Source organism: Staphylococcus schleiferi, from assembly GCF_025558325.1.
GTDB classification, from domain to species: Bacteria; Bacillota; Bacilli; order Staphylococcales; family Staphylococcaceae; genus Staphylococcus; species Staphylococcus schleiferi.
The window spans coordinates 1,022,581-1,038,315 of the sequence record NZ_CP094712.1 but is presented as its reverse complement, the minus strand read 5'-3'; the positions used below and the strand labels follow the sequence as shown (position 1 = coordinate 1,038,315).

Annotated in this window: 15 protein-coding genes, 9 tRNA genes and 1 pseudogene; 5 read left to right on the top strand and 20 right to left on the bottom strand. The window is 33.8% G+C overall.

Annotated features, from left to right (window positions below; translation table 11 throughout):
* Nucleotides 1-167: 167 nt before the first annotated feature.
* From MUA40_RS04865 to hemE, 18 genes and pseudogenes are all read right to left on the bottom strand, one after another.
* Nucleotides 168-710 carry a hypothetical protein gene (locus tag MUA40_RS04865; protein WP_016425431.1) on the bottom strand — a complete coding sequence of 181 codons (543 nt, stop codon included), beginning with the start codon at nucleotides 708-710 and terminating at the stop codon, nucleotides 168-170.
* A 171-nt stretch (nucleotides 711-881) separates the two neighbouring features.
* Nucleotides 882-1,547, bottom strand: a pseudogene (locus MUA40_RS04860) (transposase family protein); the annotation flags it as partial.
* 813 nt (nucleotides 1,548-2,360) lie between these two features.
* Nucleotides 2,361-2,465 (bottom strand): putative holin-like toxin, encoded by a 105-nt coding sequence (locus MUA40_RS04855; protein ID WP_016425433.1) that lies wholly within the window; start codon nucleotides 2,463-2,465, stop codon nucleotides 2,361-2,363.
* A gap of 643 nt (nucleotides 2,466-3,108) precedes the next feature.
* A complete protein-coding gene (locus tag MUA40_RS04850) occupies nucleotides 3,109-3,270 on the bottom strand; it encodes a hypothetical protein (protein ID WP_016425434.1) in 162 nt (53 codons plus the stop codon).
* A gap of 353 nt (nucleotides 3,271-3,623) precedes the next feature.
* Nucleotides 3,624-4,022 (bottom strand): hypothetical protein, encoded by a 399-nt coding sequence (locus MUA40_RS04845; protein WP_016425435.1) that lies wholly within the window; start codon nucleotides 4,020-4,022, stop codon nucleotides 3,624-3,626.
* 758 nt (nucleotides 4,023-4,780) lie between these two features.
* Nucleotides 4,781-4,869, bottom strand: a tRNA-Ser gene (locus tag MUA40_RS04840).
* A 47-nt stretch (nucleotides 4,870-4,916) separates the two neighbouring features.
* Nucleotides 4,917-4,988: transfer RNA gene (locus MUA40_RS04835), tRNA-Glu, on the bottom strand.
* Between the two features lies 1 nt (nucleotide 4,989).
* Nucleotides 4,990-5,064, bottom strand: a tRNA-Asn gene (locus tag MUA40_RS04830).
* A gap of 7 nt (nucleotides 5,065-5,071) precedes the next feature.
* A tRNA-Gly gene (locus tag MUA40_RS04825) sits at nucleotides 5,072-5,145 on the bottom strand.
* A 19-nt stretch (nucleotides 5,146-5,164) separates the two neighbouring features.
* Nucleotides 5,165-5,237 (bottom strand) — tRNA-His (locus MUA40_RS04820).
* A gap of 14 nt (nucleotides 5,238-5,251) precedes the next feature.
* Nucleotides 5,252-5,324 (bottom strand) — tRNA-Phe (locus MUA40_RS04815).
* A 10-nt stretch (nucleotides 5,325-5,334) separates the two neighbouring features.
* A tRNA-Asp gene (locus MUA40_RS04810) sits at nucleotides 5,335-5,411 on the bottom strand.
* 8 nt (nucleotides 5,412-5,419) lie between these two features.
* Nucleotides 5,420-5,493 (bottom strand) — tRNA-Met (locus tag MUA40_RS04805).
* Between the two features lie 111 nt (nucleotides 5,494-5,604).
* Nucleotides 5,605-5,676: transfer RNA gene (locus tag MUA40_RS04800), tRNA-Glu, on the bottom strand.
* Between the two features lie 488 nt (nucleotides 5,677-6,164).
* Complete coding sequence (locus tag MUA40_RS04795; RefSeq protein WP_016425436.1) at nucleotides 6,165-6,719, bottom strand: RBBP9/YdeN family alpha/beta hydrolase; 555 nt, start codon at nucleotides 6,717-6,719, stop codon at nucleotides 6,165-6,167.
* Between the two features lie 319 nt (nucleotides 6,720-7,038).
* A complete protein-coding gene (gene hemY / locus MUA40_RS04790) occupies nucleotides 7,039-8,445 on the bottom strand; it encodes a protoporphyrinogen oxidase (RefSeq protein WP_262569959.1) in 1,407 nt (468 codons plus the stop codon).
* A gap of 6 nt (nucleotides 8,446-8,451) precedes the next feature.
* On the bottom strand, nucleotides 8,452-9,384 hold the full coding sequence (hemH, locus tag MUA40_RS04785) for a ferrochelatase (protein ID WP_167733060.1): 933 nt from the start codon (nucleotides 9,382-9,384) through the stop codon (nucleotides 8,452-8,454).
* 30 nt (nucleotides 9,385-9,414) lie between these two features.
* On the bottom strand, nucleotides 9,415-10,452 hold the full coding sequence (gene hemE / locus MUA40_RS04780; protein WP_262569958.1) for a uroporphyrinogen decarboxylase: 1,038 nt from the start codon (nucleotides 10,450-10,452) through the stop codon (nucleotides 9,415-9,417).
* A 498-nt stretch (nucleotides 10,453-10,950) separates the two neighbouring features.
* On the opposite strand from hemE, the gene MUA40_RS04775 reads away from it, so the two are divergent.
* A complete protein-coding gene (locus tag MUA40_RS04775; RefSeq protein WP_016425440.1) occupies nucleotides 10,951-11,472 on the top strand; it encodes an antibiotic biosynthesis monooxygenase family protein in 522 nt (173 codons plus the stop codon).
* Nucleotides 11,473-11,527: 55 nt separating this feature from the next.
* Here the strand turns inward: MUA40_RS04775 and ecsB are convergent, their stop codons facing one another.
* Both ecsB and ecsA read right to left on the bottom strand, forming a co-directional pair.
* Complete coding sequence (ecsB, locus tag MUA40_RS04770) at nucleotides 11,528-12,745, bottom strand: ABC transporter permease EcsB (protein ID WP_394802126.1); 1,218 nt, start codon at nucleotides 12,743-12,745, stop codon at nucleotides 11,528-11,530.
* On the bottom strand, nucleotides 12,742-13,476 hold the full coding sequence (gene ecsA, locus MUA40_RS04765; protein WP_016425442.1) for an ABC transporter ATP-binding protein EcsA: 735 nt from the start codon (nucleotides 13,474-13,476) through the stop codon (nucleotides 12,742-12,744). The genes ecsB and ecsA overlap by 4 nt, the downstream gene beginning before the upstream one ends.
* Nucleotides 13,477-13,613: 137 nt before the next feature.
* Between ecsA and MUA40_RS04760 the strand changes: the two genes are divergently transcribed.
* The 4 genes from MUA40_RS04760 to MUA40_RS04745 all read left to right on the top strand — a co-directional run bounded on the left by MUA40_RS04760 (nucleotide 13,614) and on the right by MUA40_RS04745 (nucleotide 15,699).
* Complete coding sequence (locus MUA40_RS04760; protein ID WP_016425443.1) at nucleotides 13,614-14,036, top strand: HIT family protein; 423 nt, start codon at nucleotides 13,614-13,616, stop codon at nucleotides 14,034-14,036.
* 79 nt (nucleotides 14,037-14,115) lie between these two features.
* On the top strand, nucleotides 14,116-14,472 hold the full coding sequence (locus tag MUA40_RS04755; RefSeq protein WP_016425444.1) for a YtxH domain-containing protein: 357 nt from the start codon (nucleotides 14,116-14,118) through the stop codon (nucleotides 14,470-14,472).
* Nucleotides 14,473-14,572: 100 nt separating this feature from the next.
* The gene (locus MUA40_RS04750) at nucleotides 14,573-15,103 is read left to right on the top strand and encodes an HTH-type transcriptional regulator Hpr (protein WP_016425445.1); all 531 of its coding nucleotides are present in this window, start codon (nucleotides 14,573-14,575) and stop codon (nucleotides 15,101-15,103) included.
* A gap of 47 nt (nucleotides 15,104-15,150) precedes the next feature.
* The gene (locus MUA40_RS04745) at nucleotides 15,151-15,699 is read left to right on the top strand and encodes a DUF3267 domain-containing protein (protein WP_016425446.1); all 549 of its coding nucleotides are present in this window, start codon (nucleotides 15,151-15,153) and stop codon (nucleotides 15,697-15,699) included.
* The last annotated feature ends 36 nt before the right edge of the window (nucleotides 15,700-15,735 follow it).

Here is a 15,735-nt window from a genome sequence, read left to right as displayed (position 1 = left end):
ATTTTTCTTATCGGAACTAAATATAAACAAAACAAAGAAAACAAAAGGAATAATACCAAATGATCTAGTTATGATATTATAGTTCCCTGTTATTTGAGGCAAAATAAAAAAGGCAAGAGCTGTAACTATAAGCAAAACTAAATATATCTTTCTTTTCTTATTCATAATTACAGAACCACTCCAATAAATACTCTTGCTATAACCCCTGCTATTTGACGATTAAATCCATTTTGTACTAAATATTCAGTTATACCATCAAATAATTTCCCTTCAAATCCAGTCAAATAATCACAAAATTTATTTATAGATTGATAATGAAGAACAACTAATTGAGTACCAGTTCTCTTTTCTACTTGCTTAACTATGTTATCCCAAGCTTTTTGTCCAACTTTATTAACTACAGCTTTAATAGATTTAGCCCCAGCTTTAGCAGCTATCGTTGCTTTTCCTCTTTCTGCAACTCCATCTCTATATTGCTTCGCTTTAGATTTTAAAATCTCAGCTTCATTAGGATCTTTAAAAGAAGTTTTATTCTCTTCAATACTTTCTATCAAAGCATTTCCGATTTTTTCTCTTTGTTTCATTTCTTCATCAACTACTTTAACAGTTTCAGCATTAGCTTTACCTGATTCTACCGTAAAATATACAGGTCCCATTAAAAGAGAAATCGCAATAGTAGAAGTAGCAATCTTTCTTATATTTTTATACATTGTTAAAACACCTTATTCAGAATTTAAACCTCCCTTAATAAACATCCCAATATATAATATATCATACCGTTGCTTTATTCCAATGGCCTTATTGACGTTGAGCCTCTGAACCCTTAACAAACCCAAAACTTGTCGAATCGTCGGCTTAATAGCTCACGCTATGCCGACATTAGAGATGGTTTTCACTCTTTCACGTTGCTTTCTAGAGAACTTTAAAAAACAGTCTTCTAATTTATGTTTGCGACGATCAGGTAAAATATCGATGATATCATGGGTTACACTATCACAGTAAATAAAGCTCATCGCACCTTCGACATCTTCCGTTAATTTGAATTCGTCAAAAGCTAAGTGCTCAGCTAAAACATGATGTGCCTGCGTCTTCACCGAATCACTTACCTCTTTTAAATGGCGATGGACAGTTGAAGGTGATACACATAGACTTTCAGCGACATCCTTTTCAGAGATGACTTTAGATAGTTTCCGGGTCATCATGCGTTTGACCTCATTTGAGATGGTACATCGGGGTTGAATATAAGGTGTTTGAGCTGTAAAGGTTTGTTGACAAGCTTTACAGTAAAAGCGCTGTTTCTTCAATTTTAAATAGGCAGGTCTTTCAAAAATTAATCCCATATAAACTTTCGTTTTACGAAAACCGTGTTTAATAATTAAATGGGCATCATTTTTAATTCCACAACACGCACAAGCACTGGGATGATATGTCAATTGGCCTTCGTATAATAATGCCTTTACGTTTTTATGTACATGTAATCCTAGATTTTGAGTGATTTTTAAATTTTTGACTTTAATTCCAAGCATTTCTGATATATCATTATACATAGGCACAATATCTCCTTAATGGTTTGTTTAGTCACTTACAATTATAGAGATATTTGTGCTTTTTTAATATCAAAAATTAAAATAACGGTCAGTGAATATTTCGCCAACCGTTAAAAATATACAACCCAAAAAAGTAAGATAAACTTTTTTGGCGCCCTAGTGAAGAGCAAGAGCTAGTTGATTACTGGTCTAACCACTATTTAGTATGAATTATTAGTCACATTGCGCTTTATTTTTCTATAGATGTTTTGAAATCACAATCACCATACTCAAGGCATTTTATCAGCCTTTTTCTTTAACTTAAAATTCACTTTTAAATATTTGTGACTAAATTTGTGTTTTTGGCACCTTTATTCAGCCACATTGTGACCAAAAATTTTAAAAACTAAGTTCAGTATAGTTAAATTTAGTTCTCTATGTATTTCATATATTGGCGCCAAACCCTTGATACGACTAGGTTTTGACCCTTAAAATAAAAAAACACCGAAAAAGTAGTTTAAACTTCTTCGGCTCTTTACGGATGTAGAGTCTTTTTTATTTCTATTTTTTAACACCCACGCTGAGATTATCGCTCTCGTGCATCGAAAATTACTTTTACATACATAGATAGATATTAATGCACCAGAATGTTTGTTGTAGAAAGCTGTTTTAATTGATTAATCCAATGTATTAGACAAAATGAAGCGTATATGTTAATTTATAAATATAAAAGGCAACACACATGAAGTGTATTACCTTAGCGAGACCGTTAAAAAGACGGTGGATAAATTTAAGTTATAAAATAACCATCATGCTCTCCAAAGCTAGTGATGGTTATTTTTTGGATTTATTATTGATTGAGACCACTAAATGTATGAGCGCTACGGTAAATGAACCGAACCCTAACATAATCATTAGTGTATCTGCAATACTAATCATTAAGGCTTCTCCTTTCTAAAGATTTTGTTGATGCACTCATAGGCATCACCTCACTTTATACTAAGATAGCCACCATCTATCTAACTTTCTCACCACCTCATTTTATAGTGACACCAACATTTTGTCTAGGTATATTAAATTTATATTAGTATTTACATGATTAGCAAAAAGCACTCTTGAGAGCTGGCACAAGATAACTACTGATATGAATACTGTTCGTTTACACTTATGCAAGTGAAATAATTGATTGATAATGCGCTCAGTAAGTCAATAACAAACTAATACTCTATTACTAAATCCACTGGCTACCAGTAAAAAAGCCAAAATAACATTGATAATAGTTAATATTACCATTATAACTAATACTTTTTTTGAATCACTTTTCATTTTAACCCTCCTTTGATATAATGAAGAAAGGACACATAGGGGGGGATTCCCTATGTGTGAGAACAAGTTAATAAACTTATAGTTTCTAAAACTGTATGAGCTATGTTTAGATACAAAAGTAATAAACTAGCTTTTACAGTTTTTTCATCTCGTTCTCGTTTCTTTCTCTCAATACGCTTCAGCTATAACACCCCCTCCCTTTAGGAGCTTTTTGTCAGCATAGTCATCACCCCCTTTCATTAAATTTAAAAATTTTTTATTTCTTATTTATTTCTCGTTGCCAGTTCCATTCCATTTGCAATTCTCTAATCTCACTATCTAATAAACTTTCCATATCACCTTCAAGGTAATATTTTGTTAAGTAGTTTAAACAAGATTCATCTTTTTCACCTGTTTCATATGCAAATATAGCTTTCACTACTTCCTTGACCTCACTATTTTCTAAGATGTTTTAATTTCTTGATAGTTCATGTTGAACCCCTCCAGTTTTTAATAATTTATTTTGATTTCAGTTATTTATTGATTTGCTTAATCAAAATAGCCACAAGAAGAAGCGTGCAGGGCGAATGCAATGAGTTCATCTTGACCCTTAGCAAGCTTATGTAGTGATTGTTTGTATATGACAATAGACATTACAATCACTTTGTTGCTATACGATGGTGCTTAATCAATTTAACTGAAATCAATTGAGGATAAACTGGTTGCCAAAATGAAAATCACTTAACCCTTTCATTCATTGGATGGAGGGATTAAGTGCAAATAAAAAAAGCCTCACAATGTGAGACGTTTTAATTCTTCTATATTTAATTCATCATAATCAACAATACATGATACTAATTCATCAAAATTCAGACTTTCAGATTCTAATATCATTTCTTCTATTGATTCTAAATCTTGAACTTCTTTAATCATCATAGGTAAAGGTAATTCATAAAAAGTTATTTCTCTAACAAGGCGAAAGTTTTTAAAGTCTATATATACTTGAATTTCACCTTCTTCATTATCTAACTCTGTGTAGGCAATATCGCATCTTCCCTTATTCATGAGTTCATCAATGATTTCCTTAACATTTATATCAACTCCATATTCTTTATCCTGAAACAGTGCAATGTTTTCAGCTACTTTCTTTACGTCATTTTCAGAATAAATAATAAATTGTGTTGTGTTCATGTTGAACCCCTCCAGTTTTTTTAATAATTTGTTTTTGATTTCAGTTATTTATTGATTTGCTTAATCCACATAACAACAAAAATAAGAATGCAGGGCGAATGTAATTCGTTCATCTTGACCCTAGCATGCTTATATAGTGATTGTTTGTATATGAAAATAGACATTACAATCACTTTGTTGTTATAGGATGATGCTTAATCAATTTAACTGAAATCAATTAATCATCAACTGGTTATTAATATATGCACTTGATCTCTTCTTTGTTTTGAGGGATTAAGTGACTAAAATACCTAGTGATCGTTTGTAAATTAGATTTACAGTATTGACATAAGCAATCATCGTGCTGGCACAAGATTACATTTAAAATCTGATGTAACTTGTGAATGCGTCATGACTGCTTTAATAATGCGTCAGTAAATCTAATACAAACCATTACTCGTTCAACTGGTTACTAATATAAAAAAGCACTTAATCCATATTTTTCTGGACTAAGTGCTTTATTTTTTATGTATATTGTTGAAAAAATTACGTGATTGATTCCTTGTGACTAAACGACTCAAATCTTGTGACTATATTTACAGTTTTTCATTTTGTGACTAGCCACTTTGTGACCAAAAATTTCTAAAAGCAAGTTTAAGATAGTTTAATAACATTTTTCCAGGAATTATTGATAATCGAAAAAACCTTGATATAACTAGCTTTTTTAGCCAAATAAAAAAAGCACCAAAAAAGTAAGATAAACTTTTTTGGCGCCCTAGCGGAGAGCAAGGGATTCGAACCCTCGAGACGCTTTTGGCGCCTACACACTTTCCAGGCGTGCTCCTTCGGCCAACTCGGACAACTCTCCATAATCAAATTAAAAAAATCAGAAGCGATATTTCACTTCTGATTATATGACTCCTACGGGACTCGAACCCGTGTTACCGCCGTGAAAGGGCGGTGTCTTAACCGCTTGACCAAGGAGCCATGGCTCCACAGGTAGGACTCGAACCTACGACCGATCGGTTAACAGCCGATAGCTCTACCACTGAGCTACTGTGGAATAACAATGGAGCGGGTGATGGGAATCGAACCCACAACATCAGCTTGGAAGGCTGAGGTTTTGCCATTAAACTACACCCGCAGTCATAATAAACGATATAGGCGGTTGATGGGAATCGAACCCACGAATGTCGGAACCACAATCCGATGCGTTAACCACTTCGCCACAACCGCCGTGATTTAAGAAGTGGTTCAGGACGGAATCGAACCGCCGACACAAGGATTTTCAGTCCTTTGCTCTACCGACTGAGCTACTGAACCATATTACAAATGGCGGTCCCGACGGGAATCGAACCCGCGATCTCCTGCGTGACAGGCAGGCGTGTTAAACCGCTCCACTACGGGACCTTAAAAAATTGCGGGAGGCGGATTTGAACCACCGACCTTCGGGTTATGAGCCCGACGAGCTACCGAACTGCTCCATCCCGCGCTAATATTATTTCAAAACAACTTACTTATTTATCTTACCAAATTGTTAATCTAATGTCAACAATTTTTTAAATTTTTTAAAATATTATTGATTTAAAATAAATGATTTTAATGACTCCTACGGGACTCGAACCCGTGTTACCGCCGTGAAAGGGCGGTGTCTTAACCGCTTGACCAAGGAGCCAAAACATTAGAAATATTAACGACTTTTTAAGTATATAGTTTACGCTCAAAAACGTCAACGCCTTTATCACAAAAAAATGTGTAATATCCACCCCTTTTAAGTAAATAAATAAGTTAAGTGAGGAAATAATATAGTAGAACTTGAGTGATTTATGCTAAATGATGATGCATTTAAGGATAATAGACAGCTAAATCTATTAAATAATACACGTTGATTGCTAGATTGATAAGCTTCTTTCAAACAAAAACTCGATCTTATTTTTATTTATGGCAAAATCACGTGAATAATAACTGTCCACTCTTCCATAAATAAAGACTCTCAAGGCGAAAAAGGGTGCCTTGAGAGTAAATGGAATCTTAAACATGATTAGGAGAATACAAACATTATGTAGAAATAAAATGAATTCTACACCTAACATTATATTTAGGTTAACCTAATAATTCAAGCGATAACACTTTATTTTCAGAATTTGTACAAATTTTAATCTATTAATCAAAATTTGTTAATATTTTTTTCTTTAAAAATAAGAAAGAGTCATAGCCGTCTTGCTCACAAAAATGTCCGCCCTCTTCCTGTAAGTAAAACTTGGCATCTAACGCCTCACATAAGCGCTTCGTTGCTTCATAAGGTACCACTGTGTCATTTTTAGCAGCGATACCGAATCTATGTAGTATTTTATTTTGCAAATTTTCAAAGTCTACATCTTGTTGGACAAAAGGTTCGAGTTCAGGCATGTCAGAAATACCATCTTTAAAACCAGATACGATAGCTAGACTTCCAATATGATTGACATCTAAATCATTGAGAAATTTAAGCGTTGTAATAGCACCCAGACTGTGTGTGACAAAAATTGTATCACTATTCACTTCTGTTACATTTTGGTTCATATAATCTAACCAGACATCAACTTTAGGATGGCTTGAATCAGGTAAATTCAAAATTTCTACTTCATGACCTTCCAATTCCAAAGATTGCTTTAACCAAGGAAACCAATGCTTGGTGGAATCTGCTTGATAACCGTGAACAATATAAACTTTTGTCATTTTCAAAACTCCTTTTTTACTGCGCCAATAATAAATATCATACCATGCGAATAGGATATATTCACGTCTCAACGGTTGGAGCAGTAAAATAATGGATTATCCGTTAATGAATTCTTGTGTAGTTATTTTGACGCTCACTGTTTTCATTTCAAACGATTTTAATCATTTGAGCACTGTAAAGTGACACTTTATAAATAAAAATAGGTGTAAATCATTAGAAAATGATACACACCTCTCATTAAAAACTGATCAATTAAAAACAATCTCAGGACAGCTATTAAGCTTATTAAAAACAGTCCTCTAAGTTTAAAAACACGTTTTAAACCAATCTCGGTAATAATTTAGAAACCGCATCTTTCGCTTGTTGAATACAGTCAGGTAATCCTACCGCTTCAAAAGGCGCACCCGTAATTTGTAAGTGTGGATAATTCTCATATATATGTTGCTGTATTTCTTTGATTTTACCGATATGGCCCACATGATATTGAGGACTCGCATAAGGCATTTTATTAACAATAGTAAAATCGGGTTCACCATAAAAAGTCATCATTTGTGACAAATCTTTTTTAGCTATAGCAACAAGTTCATCGTCCGATTTCTCGTTAACAATGTTGTCACCTGGTTTACCAATATAAGCACGAATCAACACTTTACCTTCTGGTGTTGTATGGGGCCATTTTTTGGTTGTCCAAGTACATGCCGTAATATCTGTTTGACTAGTTCTTGCAATGACAAATCCTGTTCCATTGTATGTGTTTTTAATATTTTTTTCATCAAAAGCAAAGACTATAGTTGCCACTGAAGACGCTTGAAGTTGATAAAAATAATCAAATGTCGGATCACTACTGAACCAATCTCTAAACGATTGATGTGGTGTTGTCACAATAACGCCATCATAAAATACTCTTTCCTCTTGCGCTAGTTCAACAAAGTAACCCTTTTGTGTTGCCACTAAATCATGAACTTTTGTTTCATACTCGAAATTCACATCATGATTAACTAACCAACTTTCTAGTTGATTAATAAAGTCATTGAGGCCATTTTTGAATTGTTTGAACTGGCCTTGTGGTCCTTTATGATTATGATGCGCAAGTTGTTGTCTTTCCTTTTTAACTTGTTGCATCCCTTTAATAATACTTCCATGCTTTTCTTCTAAAGCTTTAAAATTAGGAAATGTGCTCATTAAACTTAACTGATCAATATCTGTCCCATAGATACCACTTAAAAGAGGTTCAATTAAGTTTTCAAGCATTTCATCCCCTAATCTTGCTCTAAAAAAGTGACCCACTGAAATATCATTTTCATCTTCCATTGCGATTGGTTTTAAAGAAAGATCTTTCAGCGCACGGAGTTTTCCTTTAAATGAAATTAACTTTGTCAGCATAAAAGGCTTTAAGTCCGTTGGAACCCCTAAAATGGATCCTCCAGGTATAGGATATAATTGATTATGCGCATAAATATAAGATTGACCTGTCTCATTAGTGACAATATCTTCATCTGACATACCGATTGATTTTGCTACTTCAGTCATAATGGTTTTGCGTCCCAAATAAGACTCTGGCCCAAGTTCAATAGTATAGCCATCACGTTGCACTGTTTTAACTTTGCCCCCTGCGCGATCCGTTGCTTCATAAACAGTAATCTCGACATGAGGATATTGGCTTTTAATAAAATATGCACTCACTAATCCAGTAATACCCGCGCCAACGATTGCAACTTTTGTCATTTTTCATCACGCTTTCGAAAAAATATTTGAAATTTCATCCACAATCGCTCCAATAAATAGAGGATGTGTGTCTGGCATAGGTGGGCGGTGATATGTGGCTCCGACATCGTCACATACAACCTTGCATTCATAATCATTATCATATAACACTTCTAAATGCTCCGCTACAAACCCAACTGGTGTATAAATAAAGTGTTGGTAATGATTTTTTTCATAAAGACTTCTTGTTAAGTCTTGTACATCAGGCCCAAGCCAAGGCGTACCCGTTTTCCCTTCTGATTGCCAGCCAACTGCAACATTTTGAATCAAAGATTGCGCTTTAATCAGTTTCGCTGTTTCATTTAATTCAAATGGATATGGATCGTTATTTTCTACAATCATTTTTTCAGGTAAACTGTGTGCAGAAACGATAAGTACGGTTTGATCATGTGCTTCTTTAGGAATATTTTCTAAAGTTTCATTCACGCGCATTGTCCAATAATCAATAAATTTCGGTTGCGCATAATAATGATTCACATGCTGTAATTGAATGCCATATTGATCCGCTTTTTCTTGAGCACGGCGATTATAAGAAGCAATAGAAAAATTAGAAAAATGTGGTGCTAATACAACCGTTACTGTTTCTTTAATACCATCATTGTGCATTTTGTCGATGGCGTCCTCAATATAAGGATGAATGTGTTTTAAGCCGATATACAACTTAAATGAAAGATCATCATAGCTGTTGTTTAAAGCTTCTAGCAATGCTTCTGCTTGTCTTTCAGTTGTACCTGCTAACGGCGATAATCCACCAATCGCCTCATAACGTGAAATCAAATCTTCCAACTCTTCATCTGACGGCTTTCTACCATGTCTGATATCAGTGTAATAGGGTTCTATATCGCTTTTTTGATAAGGTGTCCCATAAGCCATCACTAATAAACCTATTTCCTTTTTCATCTTAATCCGTCCTTTATATACTCGATTCTCTTAATTTTGCTTCGTATAATCGTGAACAAACTGTGATACACGACGCAATGTGTCAGGTTTCACTTCAGGAAAAACACCATGCCCTAAATTAAATATATGGCGCCCATGAGCCATCCCTTGATCTAAAATCGGCTTCAATCGAGATTCAATGACAGGCCATGGTGCAAGTAAGACGCTAGGATCTAAATTACCTTGTACCGCCTTAGTCACACCTCGATTTTTCGCCTCATTGATAGTAATTCGCCAGTCTAAGCCCAATACATCAATTGGTAATGAATGCCAAGACTCAATAAGATGACTTGCACCCACTCCAAACATAATCACTGGCACATCGTATGCTTTAATCCCTTTTAGTAATTTATCCATACAAGGCTTAATGTAATAATCATAATCTGCTTGATTCAAGGCCCCTACCCAAGAATCAAAAACTTGAATGAGCTGTGCTCCAGCTTGAATCTGTGCACCTACATAAGTAATAGACATTTCTGTTAATACATCCATCAATTTAAACCAAGTTGCCTCATCGCTATACATTAATGCCTTAGTCAAATTATAATTTTTAGAAGGCCCGCCTTCTATCATATAACTTGCCAATGTGAACGGTGCACCTGTAAAGCCTATCAGTGGAACATTTAATTTTTCTTCTGTTAATAATTTAATAGTGTCTAATACGTAAGGAACATCTCGTTTAGGATCAACCTTTCCTAAAGCTTCTACATCAGACATCTTTCGGATAGGGTTGGCAATCACAGGGCCAATACCAGATTTAATATCTACATCCACACCCATTCCTTTTAAAGGTGTCATGATATCTTTATATAAAACAGCTGCATCTGTTTGATATTGCTCAACAGGAAGTGCTGTCACATATGCACAAAGTTCAGGTTGATGTGTAATCTCAAACAGTGAATACTTTTCTTTTAACTTTCGATATTCTGGTTGAGAGCGCCCAGCTTGCCTCATGAACCATACAGGTGTATGCTGAACGGCGTCCCCCTTAATTGCGCGTAAAGTTGTATCATTTTTCGTCGTACTCATATGTTCCTCCTTAAACAACGTCATTCTTCACTAATATATCACATTACGACTTAATTCCTTTACCAACTGGCTCAAATGTCATAAAAAATTTAAAACTACATTTCATTTGAAATCTTTTCGAGGATTTACATACTTCATCGAATCGTACGCATCTCAAACGCCAAATGGATGTGAATTGCAATATAACAAAATTCAATATTCATTATAAATTGAAAAATGATTTAAGATGAGATAAACTCGTTGAGTGGGAAATTGATTCAATATTATTGAAGCTTCATTTATGAAAATTGAAGAAAACTACCAAGCCCAACTGAATCATCTTTGTTTTTATCTCAAATTTTTAGTAAAAGTATTGATGTTGCGCCGTTTTTAGCTGTTGTTTGTTTGCGCGAAATAACACATTTTCCACTAATCTTTAATTGTTTTTTAACTATGCATAAAATAGTGGTTATTTCAAAGAATACGGCTTATAATAAATGCAATAAGGAGGCGATCACCATGAAATTCTATATCACATACGGAACTTACGGATATTTACGCCAAATCCAACTTAACAATCAATCACATCAATTGCTTATTTTCTCAGGTGACGATCAATCCGTTATGATTGATGAAACAGAAAATGAGACAGTATTTCAACAACCTAAATCTTATCGCGTATTAACAAGATTAGGTAAACTATCAGCTGATAACTTTCATGCGCTTATTTCTATTCCTACAACAGAGGATCATAAATATCAATTAGAAAATAAACTTGAAAATTATGTACCAAGCTTAGATTCAAGTGAAGGTTTTAATAGCTTTAGATTACTAAAACCTATTCACAGTAATATTTATAAAGTTTTCTTTGGTTTTACATCACGTAAAGCTTATGAAGATTTCAAAAAATCTTCGGCATTTCGTGAGCACTTTTCAAAAGAAGGTGTTAGACCCCTTGCAGGATCTTCAAGTGCGCATGCTTCATATTTGGAACAATATTTCTATCCAATCAGTGAAGAGGATACAACTGAAGAATCATAAAAAGAAAAGTCATTTGATGCATGAATCATTTCATCCATGTCATCAAATGACTTTTTTAATCTTTTAATAAGCTTTCTTGATATTTCAGCTTCTTGATTGTTGCATTGACAGTTAAGTACCCTACTATAAAAAAGAGTATGAATAAGTAGAAATAGCTTATATTCAAAATGATATAAACGATGCTCAATATAATACCTATAATTAAAACTGTGTGCTGCAAAAATTTTCGATAACCTTCAATCACATGCATCTCTGAAACCGGCCAAACTTGTGGCCACAAACTATACGCTTCTTGCTTATAAAATTGAGACATTTGTAAAACGATAATATACATAGATAAACCGCCAATGATAGCACTTACAATTGGATGACTTAACCATATCATTAACGCGATAGCGATAATCACTAAGCGTAAAGTTAAATTAAATGCGTCGCGCCCTCTTAAAAAGTTTCTTTTAAATAGAAACGGATACATTTGTTTGTCATTAAATGGTTTTGGCGTTTTTAAAAGAAAATCTAAATAACGTCTTCGAACAGCTTGCTCTTGTATCCCTTTGACATCAGTAAACATATTTACAAATTTATAATAATTAATTTGATGTTGATGGGCTTGCTTAATCATAAACTCCCATGGGAAATGACTTTTTTGATTTAAACGGTTAAATAACACTATCAATGCGAGTAAAATGACAATGCTACCTACCCCTTTAATATCAAAAGGCCCCAGTATTAAATAGTAACCTGAAAGATAGACTAAAAATAGTATTAATTGCACTGACCAATTCTCAAGTCGATATCGGTACCATTGCCACTTGATGATTAACCCTAATAAAGGAAATATAAAAGCCATTAGAACCACAAGAATAAATGCATGCATACGGTCTGGATATACCGTGTGTACTAATGGATATGCAATGATAAGCAAAACAATCTGTAATGGTATACGTGCTAAATAACTATATTGGATACTCTCCTTTATATATGCACGCATTTGCTTTTCAAAAGGGAGTAAAAATAAGCGGTCTGCATCTTTAAGTAATGTTTTTAAAGGAAATAAAGACGTAATTGATAATACGATTCCGATTATGAGTGCGTAATTGACATCTTTTGGTACATTTTTTAACCACTGACCATAACCGAGTATAAATGCACCAAACAAAATGAGTAGAAACACACTGAAATGGCCATTAAAGATGAAACGATTATAATAATTTTTTTCAGCTCTAAGCGCTTTTAGTCTTTTTTGAAACAGTTCCTTTGCAGCTGTCATCATGAAACAGCTCCTTGTGTAACATGAATATAGATATCATCTAAAGTCGCGCCCGGCATTTCAGTTTGCTGACGTAATTCATCTAAATCACCCATTGCAACGATTTCTCCATGATCCAATATAATGAAGCGATCACAATAACGTTCAGCAGTCGCTAAAATATGTGTACTCATTAAAACGGTACGTCCTTCTTTTTTCTTAGCTTCCATTAAATCAAGCATAGATTGGATTCCTAATGGATCTAGCCCTAAAAATGGCTCATCAATGATATATAAATCGGGTTCTACAATAAACGCACAAATAATCATGACCTTTTGCTTCATTCCTTTAGAGAAATGACTTGGGAATACAGAAAGTTGTTCTTGCAAGCGAAATGTTTTTAATAGTGGTTCTGCACGCTTCATTGCCTCATCATAATCGATACCATAAGCCATTGCTGTCATTTCAATATGTTCTTTTAGCGTTAAAGCATCATAAATTACTGGCGCTTCTGGAATATAAGAGAGATGTTGTCTGTACGCATTAATATCTTCTTTAATATCAATGTCAGAAATGGACATTTCCCCTTCTGTCGGTGTTAACAATCCTAACATATGTTTAATCGTTGTACTTTTACCGGCACCATTTAATCCAATTAAACCAACGATTTCTCCATCTTTTAATTCAAAATTTATATTTTTAATCACAGGTTTCTTACCATAACCACCTGTTAAATGTTTTATATGCACAGTCATTAACTTGCACCTCCGTAATTTTTATTGTATCAAAAACATCGTTATAATTGCTATTTAATCGTCGTTGTATAAAATCGTTACATCAAAAGATACACATGCTATAATAATAATTAAATGAAGAAACGGGGGTACACAATATGACAAAAACAATTTTTTCTCAAATCATCGATTGGGAGATCCCAAGTTTTAAAGTGTATGAAAATGACTATGTTTATGCTTTTTTAGATATTTCTCAAGTTTCTAAAGGTCATACTTTACTTGTTCCTAAAAAACCATCTCCTAACATCTACGAAACAGATGCTGAAACAATGAAACATATCGGTGAGGCACTACCTATCGTAGCCAATGCAATTAAAGAAGCATTCCATCCAGATGGTTTAAATATTATTCAAAATAACGGTGAATACGCTTCACAATCTGTTTTCCACCTTCATTTCCATTTGATACCTCGTTATGAAAATGACATTGATGGCTTTGGTTATCAGTGGGATACACACGAAGACACAATAGACGACACTCAAAAAGCAGCATTAGCTAAAGAAATTGCCGCCCACATTTAATATGAATATTTTGCGTTCTATCGCTTAATTTCATTAGAATTGGGTATAGATATAAGAAAAACATTCGAGGAGGAAAACTATGAAAGCCGTTCGAATCACACTCGGTGTTGTAGCCGGAGTCGCAACAGGATTAGGCGTTGCATTGATTAAAAAAGATGGACAAACACGTATTGCGAATCCTAGACCTGAACGCCCTAAAACTGAATTAGAGCAAGAAGTGGATACAATAAAACAAAGTGTCAATGATATCGTAAACTATGTGACACAAATAAAAACTGAAAGCCAAAGTTTTGCTTCTTCTATTGGAGACGAAGTAAAAACGATGATTGGTGAATTCCAAGCGGATATTGACCCTAACGTGAAACGCATCCAAACACATATCGAAAATTTACAAAATCGTGGACAAGAAATTACAAATTTTCCAACAAAAAAATAAATTTTTAGTGTGTGATTGTTCATTATTCGATATAATATTTTTAGGCATGATACTTCAAAGTATCATGCTTTTTTATAGTCTGAGAAAGGAGCAACTCATCATGAAACAAAAACAACAACAAATTGAAGGGATGCTTTACACACATAAAATCGCGATGCTTTCTAAAGTGCTTTGGAAAAATGCAGAAAGCGATTGGCAAGCATGGTTGAGGAAGTCAGACATCACTATGAATGAACACTTAATTCTTTTGACAATATATGCATTTGAACGTGCTACAATTTCTGACATCTCTAAATATGGCGTGATGCATGTTTCAACAGCGTTCAATTTTGCTAAGCGTTTAGAACAACAAGAATTACTTTCACTTAAAAAAGATACAAGTGACAAAAGAAATACTTTTATAGTGTTAACAGAAAAGGGAAAGCAACTTGTTGAAGAGATATTTGATCAATATGATGAAAGTAAAAATCATATTTTTAATGTCTCTAAACAATATAAGGATGAAATGTTTCACCTTCCAAACTTTAGCGATGCCCATTACCTTGTGTCTAAATTACAAGGCAAAGAATTCATAGATGACGTTAATTTGTGTCAAGAAAATTTACGAAAAAATTTGCTTGACGAACAGTAAATTCAGGTAGATAATACCTTATATTACTGATGCAGAGGAGTATCCAAATGTTAAATTGTTTGCGTTCAATTGATATACATTCTAGATTTGGTTTACCTAGAATTGCCTTCATAAGTTTTGTAACAGTGGTTATCACTTTTTTTATAAGTTTTGAAGTGTTTCATTATTATTCAAATGTACCTTTTACAGATCAAAATTTTTTAATGTTTATTGTCTTAATGTTACTTATATATCCACTTCATAAACTGATTCATATTGTGATGGTGTTACCCTATTTCAAGCACCTAAAAACTTATAAGTTAATTCGTAAATCATGGATACCTTTATATAATATCTTTTTAGATAAACCGGTACGTAAGTTCTATTTTTGTATTTGCTTATTGATGCCACTTATCGTTATTACGTTAAGCTGTATCTTAATTGCACGCGCATTTCCAGAATATGGCCATTACTTTATGTTTTTACTGGCACTTAACGCTGGCTATTCTGTAATGGATATTCTTTACCTCAAAGTGATATTATTTTCGCATCAAGGTCATTATGTCGAGGAACATAGTAACGGATTTGTACTATTAGAACATAATTATCATTCATAAAAGTATAAAACCATTCAATCTGAACATCAAAGCCAT